The organism is Fulvimarina fulva, from assembly GCF_039652615.1.
GTDB lineage: Bacteria > Pseudomonadota > Alphaproteobacteria > Rhizobiales > Rhizobiaceae > Fulvimarina.
In genome coordinates, this window is record NZ_JBDJAC010000001.1 from 268,844 (window position 1) to 286,187 (window position 17,344).

The 17,344-nt window shown below is 60.1% G+C and carries 17 protein-coding genes and 2 tRNA genes; 13 read left to right on the forward strand and 6 right to left on the reverse strand.

Features of this window, described 5'->3' with window-relative positions:
* Positions 1-47 precede the first annotated feature (47 nt).
* Genes ABDX79_RS01190 through ABDX79_RS01205 form a run of 4 tightly spaced genes read left to right on the forward strand, consistent with a single transcriptional unit; the run spans position 48 to position 3,492 of the window.
* On the forward strand, positions 48-632 hold the full coding sequence (locus ABDX79_RS01190; protein ID WP_346218430.1) for a TRAP transporter small permease subunit: 585 nt from the start codon (positions 48-50) through the stop codon (positions 630-632).
* Complete coding sequence (locus ABDX79_RS01195; protein ID WP_346218431.1) at positions 629-2,047, forward strand: TRAP transporter large permease; 1,419 nt, start codon at positions 629-631, stop codon at positions 2,045-2,047. The genes ABDX79_RS01190 and ABDX79_RS01195 overlap by 4 nt, the downstream gene beginning before the upstream one ends.
* A gap of 24 nt (positions 2,048-2,071) precedes the next feature.
* Positions 2,072-3,337, forward strand: coding sequence for an amidase family protein (locus ABDX79_RS01200; RefSeq protein ID WP_346218432.1), 1,266 nt, complete (start codon positions 2,072-2,074; stop codon positions 3,335-3,337).
* Entirely contained in the window at positions 3,337-3,492 is a 156-nt protein-coding gene (locus ABDX79_RS01205; RefSeq protein ID WP_346218433.1) for a hypothetical protein, read from the forward strand. Before ABDX79_RS01200 ends, ABDX79_RS01205 begins: the two co-directional genes overlap by 1 nt.
* A 250-nt stretch (positions 3,493-3,742) precedes the next feature.
* On the opposite strand, the gene ABDX79_RS01210 is transcribed toward ABDX79_RS01205, so the two are convergent.
* Entirely contained in the window at positions 3,743-5,221 is a 1,479-nt protein-coding gene (locus tag ABDX79_RS01210; RefSeq protein ID WP_346218434.1) for a cryptochrome/photolyase family protein, read from the reverse strand.
* A gap of 218 nt (positions 5,222-5,439) precedes the next feature.
* A tRNA-Val gene (locus ABDX79_RS01215) sits at positions 5,440-5,515 on the reverse strand.
* 559 nt (positions 5,516-6,074) lie between these two features.
* Between ABDX79_RS01215 and ABDX79_RS01220 the strand changes: the two genes are divergently transcribed.
* From ABDX79_RS01220 to ABDX79_RS01250, 7 genes are all read left to right on the forward strand, one after another.
* Positions 6,075-6,151 (forward strand) — tRNA-Asp (locus ABDX79_RS01220).
* A 326-nt stretch (positions 6,152-6,477) separates the two neighbouring features.
* Positions 6,478-6,843, forward strand: a complete 366-nt coding sequence (locus ABDX79_RS01225; protein ID WP_346218435.1) for an NADH-quinone oxidoreductase subunit A — start codon at positions 6,478-6,480, stop codon at positions 6,841-6,843.
* 8 nt (positions 6,844-6,851) lie between these two features.
* Positions 6,852-7,421 (forward strand): NuoB/complex I 20 kDa subunit family protein, encoded by a 570-nt coding sequence (locus tag ABDX79_RS01230; RefSeq protein ID WP_463671090.1) that lies wholly within the window; start codon positions 6,852-6,854, stop codon positions 7,419-7,421.
* 4 nt (positions 7,422-7,425) lie between these two features.
* On the forward strand, positions 7,426-8,040 hold the full coding sequence (locus ABDX79_RS01235; RefSeq protein WP_346218437.1) for an NADH-quinone oxidoreductase subunit C: 615 nt from the start codon (positions 7,426-7,428) through the stop codon (positions 8,038-8,040).
* Positions 8,041-8,054: 14 nt separating this feature from the next.
* Positions 8,055-8,480, forward strand: a complete 426-nt coding sequence (locus tag ABDX79_RS01240) for a GFA family protein (RefSeq protein WP_346218438.1) — start codon at positions 8,055-8,057, stop codon at positions 8,478-8,480.
* Between the two features lie 4 nt (positions 8,481-8,484).
* Positions 8,485-9,675: an NADH-quinone oxidoreductase subunit D gene (locus ABDX79_RS01245; RefSeq protein ID WP_346218439.1), complete on the forward strand. Its 1,191-nt coding sequence runs from the start codon at positions 8,485-8,487 to the stop codon at positions 9,673-9,675.
* Between the two features lie 336 nt (positions 9,676-10,011).
* Positions 10,012-10,965, forward strand: coding sequence for a ring-cleaving dioxygenase (locus ABDX79_RS01250; protein ID WP_346218440.1), 954 nt, complete (start codon positions 10,012-10,014; stop codon positions 10,963-10,965).
* 30 nt (positions 10,966-10,995) lie between these two features.
* Here ABDX79_RS01250 and ABDX79_RS01255 read toward each other — a convergent pair whose 3' ends face one another.
* Positions 10,996-12,342: a DUF2252 family protein gene (locus ABDX79_RS01255; protein ID WP_346218441.1), complete on the reverse strand. Its 1,347-nt coding sequence runs from the start codon at positions 12,340-12,342 to the stop codon at positions 10,996-10,998.
* A 275-nt stretch (positions 12,343-12,617) separates the two neighbouring features.
* Here ABDX79_RS01255 and phbB point away from each other — a divergent pair, with 275 nt between their 5' ends.
* The gene (phbB, locus tag ABDX79_RS01260) at positions 12,618-13,343 is read left to right on the forward strand and encodes a beta-ketoacyl-ACP reductase (protein ID WP_346218442.1); all 726 of its coding nucleotides are present in this window, start codon (positions 12,618-12,620) and stop codon (positions 13,341-13,343) included.
* A 188-nt stretch (positions 13,344-13,531) separates the two neighbouring features.
* Here phbB and ndk read toward each other — a convergent pair whose 3' ends face one another.
* Entirely contained in the window at positions 13,532-13,954 is a 423-nt protein-coding gene (ndk, locus tag ABDX79_RS01265) for a nucleoside-diphosphate kinase (RefSeq protein WP_346218443.1), read from the reverse strand.
* A gap of 147 nt (positions 13,955-14,101) precedes the next feature.
* Here ndk and ABDX79_RS01270 point away from each other — a divergent pair, with 147 nt between their 5' ends.
* Positions 14,102-15,244 carry an HWE histidine kinase domain-containing protein gene (locus ABDX79_RS01270; RefSeq protein WP_346218444.1) on the forward strand — a complete coding sequence of 381 codons (1,143 nt, stop codon included), beginning with the start codon at positions 14,102-14,104 and terminating at the stop codon, positions 15,242-15,244.
* A 36-nt stretch (positions 15,245-15,280) separates the two neighbouring features.
* Here the strand turns inward: ABDX79_RS01270 and ABDX79_RS01275 are convergent, their stop codons facing one another.
* Together ABDX79_RS01275 and ABDX79_RS01280 are read right to left on the reverse strand one after the other, a co-directional pair.
* Positions 15,281-15,829, reverse strand: a complete 549-nt coding sequence (locus ABDX79_RS01275) for a DUF421 domain-containing protein (protein ID WP_346218445.1) — start codon at positions 15,827-15,829, stop codon at positions 15,281-15,283.
* Positions 15,830-15,935: 106 nt separating this feature from the next.
* Positions 15,936-17,273 (reverse strand): dihydroorotase, encoded by a 1,338-nt coding sequence (locus tag ABDX79_RS01280; protein ID WP_346218446.1) that lies wholly within the window; start codon positions 17,271-17,273, stop codon positions 15,936-15,938.
* Between the last annotated feature and the right edge of the window lie 71 nt (positions 17,274-17,344).

Genomic DNA, 17,344 nt, shown 5'->3' on the forward strand with positions numbered 1-17,344 from the left:
GGGGTTGGCCCGCCGGGTGTAACCTGACGGGGAACCGGACGACTTCCATGACAGCATTCATTCGTTTCGCGGACGCGCTTTCGGCGGCGTTCGGCAAGGCGTTCGCCTGGCTCATCATCCTGATGACCTTCGGCACCAGCTACGAAGTGTTCGTCCGCTACGTGCTCAACTCGCCGACACCCTGGGCCTACGACCTTTCCTACATCATGTACGGAACACTGTTCATGATGGGGGGTGCCTATACGCTTTCGCGCGGCGGGCATGTAAGAGGCGACTTCCTTTACCGGCTTTGGAGCCCGCGCGGGCAGGCTTCGATCGACCTCGTCCTATATTTCATCTTCTTCTTTCCCGGTGTCATCGCGCTGATCATCGCCGGGTGGAAATATGCCGAACGAGCATGGCGCTACGGTGAGGTCAGCGTCTTCAGTCCCGCGGGCATACCGATCTACCAGTTCAAGACAGTCATCGTTGCCGCGGGCGTCCTGCTTCTGATCCAGGGCATGGCGGAGGTGTGCCGCGCGATCAAGTGCATTCGCGACGGATACTGGACCACGGCCGAAGAAGACGTTCAGGAAACCGAAGACAGCCTCATGCGCGAGGCAGCGAAGGCCGAGAAAGACCCGCATCCATGACCGAACCGCAAATCGCACTGATGATGTTGGGCCTCTTCATCATCTTGGTGTTCCTGGGCTTTCCGATCGCTTTTACGCTTATGGCGATGGGCATCGGATTCGGCTACTATGCCTATTTCGAAGGCCCGCGCATGTGGCGCAGCTTCAACCGGCTCGACGAGACCGCGACCACCTGGGACAGCTGGTCCACCTGGTTCGAGGGGTTCTTAAACAACCGCGTCTTCGACCTTTTCGTGAACCAGACTTATACGGTCATGGCGAACGAGGTTTTGACCGCCGTCCCGCTCTTTCTGTTCATGGGCTATATCGTCGAGCGCGCGAACATCGTCGACCGGCTGTTCAATACGCTTAATATCGCGTCGAAGAACGTACCGGGGTCGATGGGTGTCGCAGCGCTCGTTACCTGCGCGCTCTTTGCGACGGCGACCGGCATCGTCGGCGCGGTCGTCACGCTCATGGGGCTCCTCGCATTGCCCGCCATGCTGAACGCCCGATACAGCCCATCATTTGCGGCCGGCATCATCTGCGCCGGTGGCACCCTCGGCATTCTCATTCCGCCTTCGATCATGTTGATCGTCTATGCCGCCGCATCGGGCGTCTCGATCGTGCAGCTTTACGCAGGCGCGATGATCCCGGGCCTCATCCTCGTCGCGCTCTACATCACCTATGTGGTCGTACGCTCCATCATGCAGCCTTCCGTCGCGCCGAGGCCGACGAAGGAAGAGGTGCCCGACGTCCCGATGGGCAAGCTGCTCTGGATGATCCTGACCTCGTTCCTGCCGCTGGCCTTCCTGATCCTCGCCGTGCTCGGCTCGATCCTTGGCGGGTATGCTACGCCCACCGAGGCTGCCGCGATCGGTGCTCTCGGCGGCCTGATTTTGGCCGTAGGCTACCGAGCGCTCACGTTCCAGCGCCTCCGCGAATCAGTCTACCTGACCGTCCGGACGACGGCCATGGTCTGCTGGCTGTTCGTCGGTTCCTACGTGTTCTCAGCCGTTTTCTCTTATCTCGGCGGAGAACAGCTGATTTCGAGCTTCGTCGAAAGCCTCGACATCACGCCTTTGCAGTTCCTGATTCTCGCCCAGTTGATCATCTTCCTGCTCGGCTGGCCGCTCGAATGGTCGGAGATCATCATCATCTTCGTGCCGATCTTCCTGCCGCTGCTGGCGATCTTCGATATCGATCCGCTGTTTTTCGGAGTGCTCGTCGCGCTGAACCTTCAGACCTCGTTCCTCACGCCGCCGATGGCGATGTCGGCCTACTATCTGAAAGGAATCGCTCCGCCTTCGGTGAAGCTGACGGATATTTTCGCGGGTATTCTGCCGTTCCTGGCTATGGTGTTCATCGCGATGGCGGTGGTCTACATCGTCCCGCAATCGGTCTTCTATCTGCCGGAGTATTTCTATGGCCGATAGGAGAAGCGGCGTCAGGGTTGCATCATGAGCCGCATGCCCGAACCGCTCGATCTGCCCGTCGGCGTTCTGCGTGAGCGTCTTGGGAGCGGCGCTGTGCGATGCCACCAGGTCTGCGAGAACGTTTTGAAACGTATCGAGCGGGCGGAGGGCGTCCGAGATGCCTTTGCCTGGCTTGACGAGGACCATGGGCGCCGCGTCGCCGAAAGCAGGGATGCGTTTCGCGGTCGTGGGAAGCCTCTTGGCGCCTTGCACGGACTGCCGGTGGTTCTCGACGATGCTTTCGATATGGAGCGCGTGCCCTCGAAGCGCGGTTTCGAAGCGCTCGACGCGGCGCTGGCGGAGCGGGACTCGGCGGTCACAACAAGGTTACGGTCCGCCGGCGCGCTTCTCTTCGCCAAGAGTGCCATTCCGCCTCTTCGGCTCAGTGGTCCGGTTTTGGGTGCCTCCGCACTTTTGCGCGCGCGATGCTTCCCTCTGGCGGCGACGGTTGATGCGCGAGGAGAGGCTCTGCAGGCCGCTGCACTTTCCAGCCTTTTCGCCTATCGTCCGAGTGCAGGCCTTGTCTCCCAATCAGGTCTCTTCAACATCGCCCCGACACTCGACGGCGTGACCATGCTGGCCTCCGATCTGGAGGGACTGACCCTTTTGGCTGACGCGCTTGTCGGCTACGATTCGTCAGATCCGGCGAGCGAACCGAAACCGCATCCGCGACTGGCGAAGATGCTGAAGACACCGCCGCCGATGGCACCGACGATCGGTTTCATCGGGGATGATCGCGAGCCAGCGAAGGCGCCGCTCGCCGAACTCGTCGCCGCCCTCAGGGATGACGCGTTCACGACGCCTTTGCCTGAGCTTTTCGCGGAAGCGGGAGCCCAGTCTTCGCGAATCTTCAAAGTGGAAGCGGCAAAGGCATTGGTGGCCTATCGGAGGCGTTATCCGGACGCTGTGCCGACGGTGCTCAACGAGATCGTGGAGGAAGGTGAAGCCATATCCGCCATCGACTATCTCCGTGCACTCGATTGGCAGCCTGTCCTCAAATCGGGACTGAACGAAATCCTGTCGCGCTGTGATGTGATGGCAGCGATTGGGCCGATCGAGGAAACGGTGGATGCGTCCCTGAACGAGACGCTTCTCTCATTTCTCGGCCTGCCGACGCTGACGCTACCTCTTCTCGAAACGTCGAATGGGAACCCGCTCGGTTTGACGCTGGCGGCTCGGCAAGGCGAGGATGCTAGACTGATGAGAACGGCCGGTTGGCTGTTGAAACGACTCGAAGGACAGGCCGACTGATGCTGGAAAAAATATTATCCCTCATCGCTTTCGTCATCTTTTGCGCATTTCTCGGCGTCCTCATTTGGAAGGTACCCCGGATCGATCTGGCGCTGGTGCTGGGCTTTACCGTTCTGCTCACGGCCTACGATCTGTTCGTTCACAAGCCGCGCTGATTCTTGGGTCTGGTTCTCCGGCGATATATGTGGTTGTAATCAAGTATAGAGCGACGATATCATCGGACCGAAAAGAAGATTTGGTTTTCGGATCATCGAATTTTCGGCCAAGAGATAATCAGAGCCAGGCTGACATCTGAAATTCAGTCTGACGCTATAGCTACCCCATGATTTTCAAAGCACGAGTTCGGTAAAGGTCGGGTCGGCGTCGCGCCCAACCCTTTTCCGAAAATCAGGTCGGCCTTCTGGGCTACCCCTTCACCTTGTCATAGGCTGAAAGGGCCCGGTCGCGGGCTTCCGAATGGTCGACCATCGGCTTCGGATAGGTTTCACCCAGCGTGATGCCAGCTTTCTCGAGAACCTCTTCGTCCGCTTTCCAGGGCGCATGGATGTGCTTGTCGGGCAGGTCCTTCAATTCCGGCACGAACTGGCGGATGTAATCGCCCTTCTTGTCGAAGCGCTCGCTCTGGGTGATCGGGTTGAAGATCCGGAAGAAGGGCTGGGCATCGGCTCCCGCGCCGCCGATCCACTGCCATTGGGCGGTGTTGGACGCGATATCGCCATCGACCAGCGTATCCCAGAACCACCGCTCGCCGTCGCGCCAGTCGATCAGAAGATCCTTCGTCAGGAAGGAGCCGACGATCATGCGCACCCGATTGTGCATCCAGCCCGTTTGCCAGAGCTGCCGCATGCCGGCATCGACGATCGGATAGCCGGTCAGCCCCTTCTGCCAGGCTTTCAGATCGGCCTTCGATGAGCGCCATGGAAACGAGTCGAACCGATCGTTGAAGTTCTCGGTCGCAAGGGAGCCGAAGTGAAACAGCAGGTGGTAGTTGAAATCTCGCCAGACGAGTTCCTGCAGGAAGGTCTTGATCGACTCTTCGGGCACTGTCTTGCGCCGGTTCGCATAGGTTCTGGCCGTGTGCCAGAGGCGATAGGGGGAGATCTCGCCCCATCGCAAATAGGGTGACATGCGCGAGGTGTCGTCCGCGAACGGACGTTCTCGGCCATTATGGTAGTCGGATAACAGCTCGTCGCAGAAGGTTTCGAAGCGGTCGTGCGCGGCTTTCTCGCCCGGCGTCCAGAAGTCCGCGATGCCGCCCGACCAGTCGGGCTTCGTTGGAATAAGGCCCCAGTCCTTCAGGTCGTCCGATGCAGGGAAGGCGTCCGGCTGCTTGAGACCATTCGGAGCATCGATCGGGTCGCGCGGCTCACTCTGCGACACCTTGCGCCAGAAAGGCGTGTAGGCCTTGTAATAGCCGCCGCTCGTCGTCTCGATGTTTTCGGGGTCGTGGAGAAGATTGGCGGTGAAGCGTTCGACGGAAACGTCGTCGCCGAGGGCCTCCGCGATCGAATCGTCCACGGCTCGCGATGCCGGATCGTAGCGCCGGTTGAAGAAGAGGGCGGTCGCGCCGGTCTTTTCGATGACATCGAGCACCTCGGCTTTCGCCTTGCCGCGACGAAGCGTCAGCTGGGACCCCTTGCCGCGCAGGGACGTGGCAAAGCTCTCGATCGAATGGTGCAGCCACCATTTGTGCGCGCCACCGAGCTCGCGGATGCCGTCCGAATCTTCGTCCAGCACCACGAGCGGCACGATCGGACGGTCCGTCTCGGCAGCAAGCGCCAGCGCCGGATTATCGTCGAGCCTCAGGTCATCGCGCAGCCAGACGACGATCGGGCCTGTCTCCTGATCGGCGGTTTCGCTGGTCGGGGTTCGGGTGCGCGCCATTCGTATCGGTCCGTCTCATTAGCGTTATCGTCGCACTATCTGTGACGATCGGAGAGACTTGGAAGCCGGACGTGGACGGAATGCCGCAAGCGAAACGGGCGCTCCGCCGGATGTGGGCGTGCATCTGCGTCGAGGGGGAATCGCAGGACATGCCGGACCGACAGACGGTGTCGGATGAACCTCAAGACCCGCTGGTTCCGGCAAATATGTCGTGGGAATGGTGGGCGGTGAGAGACTCGAACTCCCGACATCCTCGGTGTAAACGAGGCGCTCTACCAACTGAGCTAACCGCCCGCGAGAGTGCCATTAGGGCTTTCGCGGTTCCTCCGTCAAGCCTGATCTGGTGCCAGCTTCTCGTCGCTCACACCCTGTTTTGACCTGAGGATGCGACTTGCCACGTCCTTCTGGTCGCGTTTCTGCGGCAGGCCGGGCGGCGTTCATGAAAATCGGTACAGCCTCGTGGGACTTTGGATGTCGGGAGGTAGTGCGTGGCTGTTCACGGAAGCTCGTTTCCAACCCCGCAGACCCATAGGGCGACCTGACGAGTGATCCGATCTCGAAGGTCGATCCAGACCCCTCCTTCAGACTCCTGTTTCGCCCGGCCGCAACTTTTTTCGGCGAGCGAATCTGATCGGCCGATTTTTATTGCTGATGATTGGCCGGTTCGCCCTGATTTGGAGCCTTCCTCCGACACATTTCCTGCATGAAACAGTCGACCAACGCCTGAAAACCGGGGTTTTGCAGGCCGAAAGCGCTCACGATCTCAGGCATCGAGATTGTTTCGACAGGCCCGCTTGACTTGAATCAGGTGAGCTCGTAAATGACCGCCAACGCTGCTTCGGCAGCGGGAAACGCGGGTGTAGCTCAGTTGGTTAGAGTGCCGGCCTGTCACGCCGGAGGTCGCGGGTTCGAGCCCCGTCACTCGCGCCATTTCCTGATACGGTCAGTAGATGACTTTTGGAAATGGCGCGCCGCATTTTCTATCTCGGAAACTCATCCCATATAACTTTGCCTGATCGAACGCATGTGATCCGCCGCGTCTGGCGGCATATCCGTTTGACGATGTCGCACCAGCTTGCGCCTTCTTTGCCAAGGGGCTAGGTGTGGCGAGACTGACCTATGCGGGTTCGGTCTCAACTGCTGGCGTCCGGATATCGGCGGCAGGTGAGGGCACCGAATCCCGAATATAGGCAATTTTCCGGGCGCCGATTCTCTTCAAGCGTCCAACCGTCGACGAGCGAGGGCCTATCTTTTCGATGGAAGAGCTTCTGACTTCATATCTGCCGATTGTCATTTTCGTCGGCATTTGTCTCGTAATCGGGCTGGCCCTTATGGTGTCGCCCTTCCTGCTTGCCTACAAATCCCCGGACGACGAGAAACTGTCGGCCTACGAGTGTGGGTTCGATGCCTTCGATGATTCGCGCATGAAATTCGATGTGCGGTTCTATCTGGTGTCGATTCTCTTCATCATCTTCGATCTTGAGGTCGCGTTCCTGTTTCCTTGGGCCGCGAGCTTCGGCGAAATCGGCTGGTTCGGTCTCTGGTCGATGATGTTCTTCCTCGGCGTCCTCACCATCGGCTTCATCTACGAATGGAAGAAGGGAGCACTCGAATGGGAGTGATCCACGGAATGAACGACAAGCCGCTTTTCGCAGCGCAGACGGATGTCGCGAGCGCCGGCGCACCGGGTTCGGTGACGGCCGCGCCCGATCCCTTTGTCACTGCGATCAACGACGAGCTGGCCGACAAGGGCTTTCTCGTGACCTCGACGGACGATCTCATCCAGTGGGCGCGTAACGGCTCGCTGATGTGGATGACGTTTGGTCTCGCCTGCTGCGCGGTCGAGATGATGCAGATGTCCATGCCGCGCTACGACGCCGAGCGGTTTGGCTTTGCGCCGCGCGCCTCACCGCGCCAGTCCGACGTGATGATCGTCGCCGGCACGCTGACCAACAAGATGGCTCCGGCACTGCGCAAGGTCTACGACCAGATGCCGGAGCCGCGCTATGTGATCTCCATGGGGTCCTGCGCGAATGGCGGCGGCTACTACCACTATTCCTATTCGGTGGTTCGCGGCTGCGATCGCGTGGTGCCCGTCGATATCTATGTTCCCGGCTGCCCGCCTAGCGCCGAGGCACTGCTCTACGGCGTGATGCTTCTTCAGAAGAAGATTCGCCGTACCGGAACGATCGAGCGCTGAGGAGATGGCGATGGCTCACGAGCAAATCAGCTCCGACGTTCGCGATGCAGTTCTCGAAACGCTGGAAGACCGGATCGAAGAGCACTTCTTTCGCTTCGGCGAACTGACCGTCGTCGTGACGCCGGAGAACGTCGTAAAGGTTCTGACGACCCTTCGCGACGATCCGAAGATGCAGTTCATCAATTTCGTCGATCTGTGCGGCGTCGACTTTCCCCAACGGGAAAAGCGCTTCGAGGTGGTCTACCACCTCCTGTCTCCGCGTCAGAACTGCCGTATCCGGATCAAGACGATGACAGGCGAGGATGATCCGGTGCCGTCGGTATCGGATGTCTTCCCGGCGGCGGACTGGTTCGAGCGCGAGGCCTACGATCTGTACGGTATCCTGTTCACGGGCCATCCGGACCTGCGCCGCATCCTGACGGATTACGGCTTCGAGGGGTATCCGCTGCGCAAGGATTTCCCGCTCACCGGCTTCGTCGAGGTTCGCTACGACGAAGAGCGCAAGCAGGTGATCTACGAGCCGGTGGAACTTCGACAGGAGTTCCGGAATTTCGACTTCCTCTCGCCGTGGGAGGGCACAGAATACGTGCTCCCCGGTGACGAGAAGGCGCCGAACTGAGCCGGACGACGACCATGGCCAAGAGACGGCTCGATGCGCACTGCGTCTGCGGTGGCGTGAAGATTTCCGCAGAAATCGACGCGCTGCACGTTGGCATCTGTCATTGCGATACCTGCCGCCGCTGGTCTGCCGGCCCCTATATGGCCATCGAAGGCGCGAGCGATGTGACGATCGCTGGAATCGATCAGCTGGGGATCTACGAGTCTTCCAGCTGGGGAGAGCGGGGTTTCTGCACGAAATGCGGAACGGCCCTGTTTTTCCGTACGAAAGACGCCTCGATGTACGCCCTGTCCGCGATGGCCTGCACCGATATCGACGATGCCGCGCTGACCGAGGAAATCTTCATCGATTCCAAGCCGGCATGGTATGAATTCGCTAACGATACGAAGAAGCTGACCGGCGTGGAATTTCTCGCCCAGTTCGCTTCCGACGAAGGATAGGCCGATGGCTGAGATCGACGTCCGCAACTTCAACATCAATTTCGGGCCGCAGCATCCGGCCGCGCACGGCGTTTTGCGTCTCGTTCTGGAGCTCGACGGCGAAATCGTCGAACGCGTCGATCCCCATATCGGTCTGCTTCATCGCGGTACCGAGAAGCTGATCGAGCACAAGACCTATCTGCAGGCGATCCCTTACTTCGACCGCCTCGATTATGTGTCGCCCATGAACCAGGAGCACGCCTTCTGTCTGGCCATCGAACGGCTGGCGGATGTGGAGGTGCCCAAGCGCGGCCAGCTGATCCGCGTGCTCTATTGTGAGATCGGACGCATCCTGTCCCATCTGCTCAATGTGACGACCCAGGCCATGGACGTCGGTGCGCTGACACCGCCGCTCTGGGGTTTTGAAGAGCGCGAGAAGCTGATGGTGTTTTACGAGCGCGCATCCGGCGCTCGGCTGCACTCCAGCTATTTCCGGCCGGGCGGCGTTCATCAGGATATCGAACAGAAGCTGATCGACGATATCGGCGAATGGTGCGATCCGTTCCTGAAGGTCTGCGACGATCTCGAAGGGCTTTTGACCGGCAACCGCATTTTCAAGCAGCGCAATGTGGATATCGGCGTCGTCAATCTCGACGATGCTTGGGCCATGGGCTTTTCGGGCGTGATGGTGCGCGGTTCGGGCGCAGCTTGGGATCTTCGCAAGTCGCAGCCTTACGAATGCTACGACGAGATGGAATTCGACATTCCGATCGGCAAGAACGGCGACTGCTACGACCGTTATCTGATTCGCATGGTGGAAATGCGCGAATCCGTGCGCATCATGAAGCAGTGCGTCGAGCGGCTCTCCGGCAAGGAGAGCACCGGTCCGGTCTCCGCGCCCATGGGCAAGGTCGTACCGCCAAAGCGTCCGCAGATGAAGCGGTCGATGGAAGCCCTGATCCATCACTTCAAGCTCTACACGGAAGGTTTTCACCTTCCCGAAGGCGAAGTATATGCCGCCGTCGAGGCGCCGAAGGGTGAATTCGGCGTCTATCTTGTCGCCGACGGCACCAACAAACCGCATCGCTGCAAGATCAAGGCACCAGGCTTTGCCCATCTCCAGGCGATGGACGTGATGTGCAAGGGCCACCTTCTTGCGGACGTCTCGGCCATTCTGGGTACGCTCGATATCGTGTTCGGCGAGGTCGATCGCTAGGATCGGCCTCGCTGGGGTCTTTGCAGCCCCACTGAGGTCTTTCGCGCCGAACAGACTGTCTGCGCGCGGGGCGCGAGGGCTTGGTGCGAGCGCTCCCAAGCCGTTGCTCGGAGCTCCTGCATCCTGCCTGCAGGATAGCGAAAAGCGCAAGCGCAGCAGGGTCTCGAGGCCTCGATCATCCTGCTTGTAACGGAAGCGTATTGAAAGAGAAGGCGATCAAATCGTGGTCGCTTTTTTTGTAGAATGGCCCCGGTGACGGGCTGTCTCCAAACGTTCGGCTGTCATTGCCCAGTGGTTCACGCCATCTTGCGGGAAACGCTCTTGGAGGAGTTTCCCATGACGCTCAAGCTGACCGGCTTCCATCATTTGACGGCGATCACCGCAGACGCATCTCAAAATCTGCGCTTCTACCGCGATACGCTTGGTCTGCGTCTCGTCAAGAAGACCGTGAATCAGGACGATACTACCGCCTATCACCTGTTCTATGCCGATCAGGAAGGCTCGGCGGGTACGGATATCACGTTTTTCGATTGGCCGGCCGCGCCGGAGACGCGCGGCAGTGGCTCGGTGTCGCGAACCGGTTTCCGGGTGGCGGATGCGGCTGCAATCGCGTTCTGGCATGAACGGTTGCAGAATGCGGGCGTCGTTTTGAATGAGCCTCGTGAGGTGGACGGCAGAACGGTCCTCGATTTCGAAGATCCCGAGGGTCAGCGTCTTCGGCTTATTGCCGATGAGCGGGGACCCAAAGGCGCACCCCGGCCGGAAAGCGATGTCCCGGCCGAACACCAGATCCAGGGGCTTGGATCGATTTCGCTTTCCATTGCTGAACTCGGGCCGACGGACCACGTGCTGACCCAAGTCATGAATATGGAAAAGGTTCGCGCCTACGAGGATGGCCAAACGGTTCATGTCTACGTCATGAGCGATGGCGGGAGCGAAACCGAGCTTCACGTTTCGGTAAACCCCGATCTGCCCCGCGCTCGTTCAGGACGCGGCGGCGTGCACCATGTCGCCTTCCGTGTTCCCGATGTCGAAGCGTTGACGGCCTGGACCACCCGGCTGCGCGAGCTCCGCGTGCCCTCGAGCGGGGAGGTTGAGCGGTTCTATTTTCGCTCGCTCTATTTCCGCATCCCGTCTGGCATTCTGTTCGAGATCGCGACCGATGGACCCGGTTTTGATGCCGACGAGCCGTTGGAGACCATGGGCGAAAGCCTCGCACTGCCGCCCTTTCTCGAGCCGCGTCGCGCCGAAATCGAGGCGGGCCTGAAGCCGCTGGAAGCGGCGTACTGATCTCGGTGCAATAGGCGGGGTTTCGAAAGGTCAGATCGACCCCGTCATTTCCTTCATCATGGCCCAGTCGGCAATGGCTTGCCGCGAATAGGCCTCGGCGGTCTCGATCAAGGCGTCGCCTGCCTCCGCGATCGCCGAGGCAAGCATGGTCTCGAAGCGGATCGAGCGATGGTCGGTGCGTGAATGGGCGTGGGCGAGGGCCTTCGCGCAGGCTTTGGCGTATTGTTTCAGTCGCTTTCCCGAATCGCTCTCGTGCAGGCAAACCTCCTCGGGGTCGAGACTCACCGACGCGTGGTGACGCGACCGGATCAGCCAATGCTCGGTGAACCACTCGGCATCGTCGAGCAGAAGATCGGGCTCGCGCTGCATCAGCCGCTGCACCGCCACCGTCAGGTGGGCGGGATTGAGATCGTTGCGCGGATCGACGTTCGGAAAGAAATGGAGCGGCGCGGCATGGCGCTGCTGCTTGATCTCCACCAAATGGCAGAGCGGCAGTTCTGAGGTTGTCGAGGCGCCTTTCGGGCCGATCAACAGGTAATATCTTTTGACGTTCAAGGAACCGGTGCCCTGACCGATCCGCTCGACGACGTCGAGAATCTCATCGCCCACATATTTGCGGAAATTGGAGCGCACTTCCGCCTCTTCTGTCTCGGTGAGGCGCTTCAGCCGCCCAGGCTTGTCCCGGAATTTCAAGTCAGCCCCATCGGCGACCACAGCCTTTCCAAGCTTCGACTTCATCTCGAAATCCTTGCCGCCGATCGAGCGTTTCTTGGCTTTCTTCAAGGCTTTGCGGAGGACGTGACCCTTCTTGAAATGGCTGAGGACCTTCCTGCGGTGAAGCGGGTCGTCCATGATTTTGAGGAGGGTCTTGCGATAGGTGTCGAGGAACGCCTTCACCGCCGCATGCGTCTCTTCACCCGTCGGCGCCTTCAGTCCGTTCAGGTCTTCGAATTCCTCAGTCGTATAACGCTGGTCGAGAATGCCTTGGGCGAGTTCCACCGAAAGGTAGAGGCTGACCAGGAGACGGCAGATGTCCCACCCCGCATGGCCCATGCAGGCGTCGTCGAAATCGTTTGGCGCGAAGATTATGAGACCGCCGCCGGACCCTTTCTCGGTCACGAAGCCGAAATTGGATGCGTGGCAATCGCCCATGATGCCGGTCAGCTTGACAGTCTCGGTGAACGGAGCCGGAAGCGTCAGGAGGCCCGTCGAAAGATCGTGGTAGAAGAGCTGAACCGAGCCTCGAAGGAAGCGGTAGGGATTGGTCGCCATCTTCGCGTGCTTGCTCGATGGATCGTCGGGCGAGGGGGAATGGCCGTCGATTCGCTTGATCTCTTCCGCGATCAGCTGCTTGCGATCAGGGCTCTCGCCATCCATTGTTCACGCGCTCCCATTCGTAGGCGAATTACGTAACCGTCCATCTAGGTTCGGAGCGGCCGGGAACCAATGCCGCGCCTCGCGGTGATGGATTCCAGCCGTGCGCGTCTTGGCTGCCCTGACCGTATCCGGACGCGGTGAAACGATCCCCTGCGGTGGCGATCAGCCCGAAATGGGGTGGCCAGCCACGGAAGCTTCGCTAAATTGCTGACTGAGCCGAAGGATGGGCGGTGAACTCGTCGAACGGCGAATCGAGATTATCGGGAGGAAATGACATGAGTCGAGTTGCAATCGTGACCGGTGGGACGCGCGGTATCGGCGCTGCGATCGCCAAGGCGCTGAAGGAAGCCGGCCACAAGGTCGCGGCAACTTACGGAGGCGACGACGAGAAGGCGAAGGCTTTCAAGGACGAGACGGGCATTGAGGTCTACAAGTGGAACGTGGGGTCCTACGAGGCCTGCGCCGAGGGCATCAAGAAGGTCGAGGCAGATCTCGGGCCGGTCGATATCCTGGTCAACAATGCCGGTATCACGCGCGACGCTCCGTTCCACAAGATGAAGCCGGAGCAGTGGCAGGAAGTCATCGACACCAATCTCACCGGTGTCTTCAACATGACCCATCCGGTCTGGCCGGGCATGCGGGAACGCGGTTTCGGACGTATCATCACGATCTCGTCCGTGAACGGCCAGAAAGGCCAGTTCGCTCAGGCGAACTATTCGGCTGCCAAGGCAGGTGACATCGGCTTTACCAAGGCGCTTGCACAGGAAGGCGCGAAGAAGGGCATCACCGTCAACGTGGTCGCGCCGGGCTATATCAACACCCAGATGATGTCGACGATCCCGGACAAAGTGATGAACGAGCAGATCCTGCCGCAGATCCCGGTCGGACGCCTTGGAGAACCGGATGAGATCGCGCGCTGTGTCGCGTTCCTCGCGTCTGACGATGCTGGCTTCATCACCGGCTCGACGCTGACCGCCAATGGCGGCCAGTATCTCGACTGACATCCGGCTGCTTCAGAGCGAAATGCGATAAGTCTGGGTCGGCACTTCTCTCGAAGCTTTTGTTTTGCCGCAAGATGTGATCCGAAAAGTCATGCAACTTTTCGGATCATGCTCTAAACGGAGCTGACAAGACTAAGGGCAGCGCGGCGACCGCGCTGCCCTTTTCATGTTGATACCGGACGGCTGATTCAGCCAACGATCTCGGTCTCGGAAAACCAGTAAGCGATCTCTTCGGCGGCCGTTTCCGGTGCGTCCGAGCCGTGCACGGAATTTTCGCCGATCGACTGGGCGTGTTCCTTGCGGATCGTGCCTTCGGCTGCGTCGGCCGGGTTGGTCGCGCCCATGATCTCGCGGTTGCGCGCGATGGCGTTTTCGCCCTGAAGCACCTGCACGACCGTCGGGCCCGAGGACATGAAGTCCACGAGTTCGCCGAAGAAGGGGCGTTCCTTATGGACTGCGTAGAAGCCTTCGGCCTCGCGGCGGCTCATCCACACGCGCTTGGAGGCAATGACGGTCAGTCCGCCATCTTCCAGCATCTTCGTAATCGCGCCGGTCAGGTTACGCCGTGTCGCGTCGGGTTTGATCATCGAAAAGGTGCGTTCGATCGCCATCGTTCATTCCTTGCTGGTTAGGGAGGGAAGTTGCGGCTCCTATATCGGGCGCAATCCAGTCCGGCAAGGCGTGAGGATACTGTTGCAAGGCTTCGCGACCTGCTATTCAGCCTGTGCCTCAGCTGCCGAAACAGAAGAGTGTCGTAAGTGACCGATAGAGCCCAGTCCGACTCTGCTCGCGCCGCCGCGCTCGCACGCTATCAGGTTCTGGATACCCCGAAAGAAGAAGAGTTCGACGATCTGGCCCAGATCGCGTCCGAGGTCTGCGCGACACCGATCGCGCTCGTCAATTTTCTCGATGAAGGTCGCGATTATTTCAAGGCCGAATTCGGGGCCGGCTTTCGGGAAGCGCCCGCCGAAACCTCCTTCTGCCGCCATGCCGTTCTGCAGGAGAAGCTGACGATCATACCGGACACCAGCGAGGATCCTCGATTTCGGAACAATCCGCTCGTTCTGAGCGAACCAAAGCTCCGCTTTTACGCCGGTGCTGCGATCACGACACCGGATGGCATCCCCATCGGAACGATCTGCGTTTTCGACATCAAGCCGAGAACCCTCGATGCACACCAGAAAAGAACACTGATGCTTCTTGCGCGGCAGGCGCGCACGCAGCTCGAGCTGCGGCGGTCCCTCATAGAGCGTGAGCAGGCTCTTTCGGACGCGTCCAAGCTGGAAGAAAAGCACCGGCTGTCGCTCCGGCGACAGAGCGAAATCGCCCGCGAAATGTCCCATCGCATGAAGAATTCTCTCGCGATGGTGCAGGCGATCGTATCGCAGACGCTTCGCCAGTCGAGAGATATCGACACGCTTCAGGAAGCCATCATGACCCGGCTATCGGCGCTTGCCCGGGCGCAGGACGTTCTTCTCGATCAGGGGGTAGAAAACGTCGACATCCGCAACGCCGTCGAAATGGCGCTGGGGCCCCACCGGTCGGGCGAAGGGCGGTTCGAGATCTCCGGGCCGTCGATCATGCTCGATGCGCAGGAAACACTCGGTCTGTCGCTCGGCCTTCATGAACTGGCGACGAATGCCGCAAAATATGGTGCACTTTCAAACGCAGACGGACGGGTCAAGGTGACGTGGTCACAGAAGGATGGCCGTTTCACGTTCAGCTGGCAGGAATGGGGCGGTCCCCCGGTCGAGCAGCCGGTACGGTCGGGTTTCGGCTCGAAGCTCGTCAAGCGCGTGGTCGCCTCCTATTTCGGCGGAACGGCGGATCTCGATTTTGCACCCTCCGGCCTGGTCTTTCGTCTCTCCAGCGAGAGAACGTCGTGCGTGCCGGATGCCTGACCGAGCGCCTGAGCACGCGGAAAGGCTGCGGCTCTCTCAGCGGTCGTCGTCGAACGCTTCGAAGCGGCGCCGGCCTTTCACATCGTCCAGCAGGCGCGGGTCGAGTTCATCGACGCCGTGGAGCACGCTGATATCGCCGGTCGTCTCCATGATGACCGCCTTCACCTGATCGAAATTCGTGACATTGGCCTGTCGCAGTTTTGCCAGAACGTCATCGCGCGAGACGCGCCGTGAATTCATCGCGTCGTCCAGGAATTCCCCGTCCTTCATCAATAGAACCGGGTCGTTCATGATGTAGCGGCTGATCCGGTTGCTGCGATCGCGAGTCGCCGCGATCAGCACCTGAAGCGTCATCAGGGCGACGATCGCGACACAGCCCTGCAAAAAGCTTGCCCAGGACGAGACGGTGGCAGCGGTTGCGAGAAGCGAGCCGGTCGCGAGCGTGATGACAAAGTCGAAGGACGTCATCTTCGAAAAGGATCGAAGGCCGACAAGCCGAACGATGACGATCACGACGGCGAGCCCCAAGGTCGCAAGGACGGTGCCCCTCAGGATGCCGTCCAGAAGATCAGGCGAGACGAACATGATATCCTTCCGAGAAGAGACAAGGGCTTCGAAGAAGACGGGTAGGGAGCTCGATTGCGGCCGCTCTCAGGCAACCTTACGGCACCTTTCTCGAAGCTGCGCGTGTTCAGGAAACCGGCCCCAGGGTCTCCACGAATTCAGCAGGTTCTCCGGTGGAGGCGCAAACGATCTCGCCCTCCCACATCACCCGCTTGCCGCGAATGATCGTGCCGATCGGCCAGCCCCTGACACGCCGGCCGTCATAAGGTGTCCACTGGGACTTCGAGCCGATCCAGCCATTGCTGATCGTCGCGCGCCTGTTGAGATCGACGATGGTGAAATCGGCGTCGTAGCCGAGTGCGATCCGCCCTTTCTTTGCAAGTCCGAAGATGCGCTGCGGTCCTGCCGATGTCAGATCAACGAAACGGTTGAGCGAGAGACGCCCGTTGGCCACGTGATCGAGCATGATCGGCACGAGAGTTTGGACGCCCGTCATGCCGGAAGGGGAGGCGGGATAGGCCTGGGCTTTTTCCTCCAGTGTGTGTGGCGCGTGGTCCGAGCCGAGAACGTCCACGACGCCGGACTGAATGCCGCCCCAGATCGCTTCGCGATGACGGGTCTCGCGAACCGGCGGGTTCATCTGGATTTTCGTGCCGAGGATCGCGTAATCGTCTGCTGTCAGCGTCAGATGGTGCGGTGTCGCCTCGCAGGTCACGTTGCGCTTGCGGTTGGAGAGGTAGGCGATCTCTTCACCGGTCGAGATATGCAGGACGTGGATGCGTGCGCCGGTCTCTTCCGCGATGGAGACGAGCCGATCCGTGCATTGCACAGCCGCGTGCACGTCGCGCCAGATAGGATGGGATGACGGGTCGCTTTCGACGCGCAGGCTCATGCGATCGCGAAGGCGATATTCGTCTTCGGAATGGAAGGCGGCGCGCCGGCGTGTGTTCTTCAGGATGGCGCGGACCCCTTCGTCATCCTCGACCAGCAGCTTGCCGGTGGACGAGCCCATGAAAACCTTGATGCCCGCAGCGCCCGGGAGCCGTTCAAGCTCGGCGACATCCGCGGCATTTTCGTGCGTCCCGCCGACCCAGAAGGCGAAATCGCAATGCATGCGGTGGCGGCCGCGGCGCACCTTGTCTGCCAGAGCTTCTTCATTAGTGGTCAGGGGATTGGTGTTCGGCATTTCGAAGACGCAGGTGACCCCTCCGAGAACCGCCGCCCTCGATCCGCTCTCCAGATCTTCCTTGTGCTCGTTGCCGGGCTCGCGAAAATGAACCTGACTGTCGATCACGCCGGGCAGAACCGTGAGGCCCGTGCAGTCGACCACTTCGTCAGCTGTCGTCTCGTCGAGACTGCCGATCGCAGCGATGCTGCCATCGAGCACGCCGATGTCGCGTGCGCCGATCCCGTCCTGATTGACGACGTCTCCGCCTTTTAGAATCATGTCGTAGATTGCCGCCATCGGAGAATGCCTTCGCTTGTTTCCAGCCTGTGTCGGGAATACCTAGGTGCCAGTTCGCAAACAAGAACCGG